This is a genomic window from Streptomyces alkaliterrae (assembly GCF_007097205.2).
GTDB classification, from domain to species: Bacteria; Actinomycetota; Actinomycetes; order Streptomycetales; family Streptomycetaceae; genus Streptomyces; species Streptomyces alkaliterrae.
The window spans coordinates 1-927 of the sequence record NZ_VJYK02000630.1 but is presented as its reverse complement, the minus strand read 5'-3'; the positions used below and the strand labels follow the sequence as shown (position 1 = coordinate 927).

Below are 927 nucleotides of genomic sequence, written 5' to 3'. Positions count from 1 at the left end.
GCCGTGGTCCGAGACGAGGACGGGGCCGGCCGGGAACCAACGCCGGCCCCGTCCTCGTCTCGGACCACGGCCGACCGGTCGGCGACCCCGTGACCGACCGCCGGGCGGATCGGACCGGCCCCGGCCGCACGGCCGCCGGCGCCGGTGATCCACCGCGCCGCGTGCGGCAGTCCGGTGGCGCTCCACACCTGCGCGCCATGGGCCCGGACGACGTGCCCGAGGGACCTTCGCACGGGCCCGGAGGAACCGGACGCCGGCCCGCCGACACCGAACGAGATCCGGAAGAGGCGCGCAGCCGGATGGCTTCTCTGCAACGGGGATGGCAGCGTGGCCGACAGCAGGACGACGGAACCACTCCGGAGGGAAGCGGGCGATGAACGCACCGAGGGCTACCGACAACAGCGCCTTCGCGGGCACGGGCGAGCTGAACTGGCTGCTGGACGACCTCGTCGAACGGGTCGGCAGCATACGCAAGGTGCTCGTGCTGTCCGGGGACGGCCTGCCCAGGGGCTGCTCACGCGACCTGTCCCGGGAGGACGGCGAACACCTCGCGGCGGTGGCCTCCGGTTTCCACAGCCTGGCCCGCGGCGTCGGTCGGCATTTCCAGGCCGGGGGCGTCCGGCAGACCGTCGTCGAACTCGACGACGCCTTCCTCTTTGTCACCGCCGCCGGCGACGGCAGCTGCCTTGCGGTGCTCGCGGACGCGGACGCCGACATGGGCCTGGTGGCGTACGAGATGACCCTGCTCGTCAAGCGGGTCGGCACTCACCTGGCCACCGCGCCGCGCACCGACACCCCCTCTGCTGGACGACCTCGTCGAACGGGTCGGCAGCATACGCAAGGTGCTCGTGCTGTCCGGGGACGGCCTGCCCAGGGGCTGCTCACGCGACCTGTCCCGGGAGGACGGCGAACACCTCGCGGCGGTGG

At 73.5% G+C, this 927-nt stretch carries 1 protein-coding gene and 1 pseudogene; both read left to right on the top strand.

Translation table 11 applies throughout. The annotated features are described in order from the left end of the window. Positions 1-373 precede the first annotated feature (373 nt). A pseudogene (locus FNX44_RS27210) lies at positions 374-808 on the top strand (roadblock/LC7 domain-containing protein); the annotation flags it as partial. Beyond that, a partial coding sequence (locus FNX44_RS29360) for a roadblock/LC7 domain-containing protein (protein WP_228450322.1) occupies positions 801-927 on the top strand: 127 nt, incomplete at its 3' end. The pseudogene FNX44_RS27210 and the gene FNX44_RS29360, both read left to right, overlap by 8 nt.